This is a genomic window from Nocardia amamiensis (assembly GCF_015477605.1).
Taxonomy (GTDB): Bacteria; Actinomycetota; Actinomycetes; order Mycobacteriales; family Mycobacteriaceae; genus Nocardia; species Nocardia amamiensis_A.
This window is the reverse complement of record NZ_JADLQX010000111.1, coordinates 1-3,315: the sequence shown is the minus strand read 5'-3', so window position 1 is coordinate 3,315 and position 3,315 is coordinate 1. Positions and strand designations below refer to the sequence as shown.

The window sequence follows — 3,315 nt, the reverse complement described above, 5'->3', positions numbered from 1 at the left end:
ACAAGCGCCCCCGCGGCAACCACGAACCCAAGACACAGAACAAGGAGGTCGGGTAGAACATCACCCAGGACCCACCACCTGCCCAATTACGTGAACGAACGGGCCGGGAAAAACGTGAACGTCGACACCCACGGGTACGGAGGGTCAGGAGGATTCGGCGGTGGCGGCGGCCAGCGTCGATCAGCGGGCGGGGGTGGCCGGAAGTCCCGCACACCGCACCAGAGATATCGCCACCATCTCGCGTAGTTCTCCCAGAGTCGAGCATCGAACTCGGTCAGCAGACCAACGGTTCTCGCGCGCAATGCACTCAACTCCTTCCGGTCGATAACCTCGTGATGCTGCCGATCTTGTGCCGAGCACGCCTGTCATCGCGCGTCGCCCCTGTCTAATCGCATGACCTCGAAGGAGGCGGCCTCCTCGGTGGTCAACTGCCAGGAGTGTCACGCTCGAGTAACTCGGTGTGGGTTATGAGATGTCGATGTCGGCGTAGATTGCGGCGTGGTCGGAGGCCGCGTGCACCTTGCTGGTCATGGTGTCGAAGTGCGGGAACAGGGTGCCGTGGGTGCCGCCCCAGACGCCTTTGCGGAAGATACCGCCGCCGGTGACGCGGTCGAACAAGCTTGGTGACAGCAGCAGGTAGTCGATCTTGTTGCTTTTCGTGCCGTTGCCGAAGGTCCCAGGCCGGTCTTCATCGGGGTCGCCGTCGTCGAAGTTCGAGGTCTGAGCGATGTCGGTCAGGTCGGTTTCGGCGAGCAGGGGATGCAGAGGGTTGCTGTCGGGGGTGTCGTTGAAGTCGCCCAGCACCACCACATGCTCGATGCCCTCGTCGCGTCGCCGCCGGTAGATCTGGGCGACGGCTTCGGCCTGCCGGCGTCGGCGTTTGTTGCTCGCGGTCTGGTTGCTGCCGAACTTGCTTTTCAGGTGGTTGACCAGCACCAGCAGTGACTGGCCGGCCAGGGCGCTGTCGTCGGAGAAGGTGAAGCGGTATTCCGGGCAGTCGCGGCTGAAGATGCGGTTGCCGAACGGGCCATCGTCGACATGCGTGCGGATGTCGGAGACCGGGTACTGGTCGGTGGAGAGGATTCCGACGTCGATACCGCGGGTGTCGTTGCCGTCGATCAGCATCACGTGTGGGTAGCGGGGCACCCCGTTGCTGTGGATGAGGGTGTCGCTGAAGCGGCGCAGGGTGATTCGGTCTTCGGCCTCGACGACGCCGACGATGTCGGCGCCGACTTCCCGGATGACCCTGGCGGTATGGGTGATGGCCAGCGCGTCGATGCGATCTTTGATCAGGTCCACCCATCCCACCCAGTCCGACCGTCCATCCGCCACCACCGTGACGTCGTCCTCGTCGCCGCCAGCTGGGCGTTTGAGCAGTTGGCCCCGGATCTTGCGCAGAACCGCGAAGGTGTCCTCGTCGTTCGGTTCCCCATCATTGAGCAGCAGACGCAGTTTCTTCAACAGCGTAAGGATTTCGGCTTTGTCGGCTGCGCTGTAGGTGTCGTGGTCGAACAACTCGTTCACCCGCGCGTGGGCATCGAGTATCGCGGCGGCGACCGGTTCGGGGGCGCCCATGACACGTGGGCGGGAGAACAGATTCTCGACGTTGTACGCGGCAATCCGCAGACGATCGGTCGACATGGCAGGGCTCCTATCGGTTCATGCGGCAACGTGACCGCCGAGGGATGGGGAGAGATCTGCGCACCAAAAGTATGACAGTGCCAGAGCCTGCTTTCGCGAGATCCGACTACGTGTACAGGCACAATGAGGTTGCCTTTCTCATTCGAATTCATCGACGGGTCTACCGACCGGGCCCGTATCTACCCACCTATGTCGTCGTATCGCCCACACGAGGGGCGCGGAAGCTTGGACCGATAACTGTTCATTCGTCCAGCTTCGACCGAAGCAAAAATGTTGGGCTACCTGCGCATCCGGTACATTTCCTTCTGCTTGCTCGATGATTGAGTACGAGACTCAAGGCTTCCTCCAGGGGAGCAGAAGTGCACACTCAGGCTGTAAGGAGCGCTTATCATGCTCCCTCGAACGATACGAAGTACTCGAAACAGCATTCGAGGGATCGGTCTGGCGCAAGTGAGGGGCTTCTGCCTGCCGCTAGCGGTTTTGTCGTTCCGGTTGGTGCTCGGGAGTTGTCCTACAGGCCGTCAATCGCGGTGCCGAGATCCGCGCCGTAGCTGGACCAGCAGAAGATCGGCTCCCCTGGTTCGTCTCGATGGCCCATGTACCACTCGCCGTCGTCGACGCAGCGCGCGAGGCACAGACCGGTGAAGCCGATGATCAGATCGACTTCCAAGGAGACTCCTTGGCTAGGTTCGAGTGGCGCCAGGAATACCGGGGTGCTGGGATCCGACAACTCCACGGTGCTGTCCTGCGCTCGTCGCCGCACCTCGTCGATGGCCCACTCATTCGGAAGCATGCCCTTGTCCACCACGTGATTCTTGCCGAAAAGACGCCCCACTTCTCGTCCGGGTGGACGAGCCGACCCGTGAGATGAACCCCTGACTCCTACCGCACCGAGTTGCGTCAACACCGGCAGAAGCCCGACGCAACGATCTGCCACATACCTGACGCATCGCAGCTCATCCCCGTGATCCTGCGTCAGATCAACTGACAACGGACAACAGTGCGGTGGGATCGTGTCAGTTGGCCGAGATGATCGAATAGCGCACGCTTCGAATACATACGCTCCACCAGTTAACAACGGCCTGAACGAAATCACCCGGCAGCAGTGGGTGCCCTGGAACGCCGTCAGACTCGAGTAGCCGTTGCTCGCCCGCGCCGATGTAGTTCAGTGGTAGAACATCTGCTTGCGGCCCACACCGATCCCGGAACTACGGATCAGAAGACTGGGAGTCCAGCCGCACAGAATGGAATGCCGCGAACGCCACCACAATCTGACGCTGTTCGCCTCGTTGCCGGGCGTGGTACTGGGCTGTACCACAGGACGACACTCGGCATAATCACCCGATGGGGGTGAGACATCCCTACAAAACTGAGTAGCTGTCTACTCGTGGCTGCTGCTACTCACCCAGCGACGATTGGATTCAGGGTGGGGAACCCCGAGTCCTCAAGGGAAGCGGACGACGATTGGAAAACCAAAATGCCTAACTTTTGGATGCAACTCGACGCCAACCCGGCTACCAAGGCCATCGAACCCGCAGGCAACCGTTTCTATCAGTTGCACGACAGCGGACGGATCTACCGGTTCACCGGTGTGCCGAACACCGGATGGCAGCAACTGGACGCCAACCCGGCCACCAAGGCGATCGCCGCCGCAGGCGACCATCTCTATCAGTT

At 61.2% G+C, this 3,315-nt stretch carries 3 protein-coding genes; 1 reads left to right on the top strand and 2 read right to left on the bottom strand.

Going from position 1 to position 3,315, the window contains the following annotated elements:
- Window positions 1–465 precede the first annotated feature (465 nt).
- Both IU459_RS36865 and IU459_RS36860 read right to left on the bottom strand, forming a co-directional pair.
- Entirely contained in the window at window positions 466–1,641 is a 1,176-nt protein-coding gene (locus IU459_RS36865; RefSeq protein WP_228839039.1) for an endonuclease/exonuclease/phosphatase family protein, read from the bottom strand.
- Between the two features lie 511 nt (window positions 1,642–2,152).
- Window positions 2,153–2,476, bottom strand: coding sequence for a hypothetical protein (locus tag IU459_RS36860; protein WP_195134207.1), 324 nt, complete (start codon window positions 2,474–2,476; stop codon window positions 2,153–2,155).
- 642 nt (window positions 2,477–3,118) lie between these two features.
- Between IU459_RS36860 and IU459_RS36855 the strand changes: the two genes are divergently transcribed.
- Window positions 3,119–3,315, top strand: a 197-nt coding sequence (locus IU459_RS36855) for a hypothetical protein (protein ID WP_195134206.1), incomplete at its 3' end; no start/stop codon positions are given.

Coding starts and splice junctions, on each gene's coding strand:
- IU459_RS36865 (WP_228839039.1), bottom strand. CDS start 1,641: ATGTCGACCGATCGTCTGCGGATTGCCGCGTACAACGTCGAGAATCTG.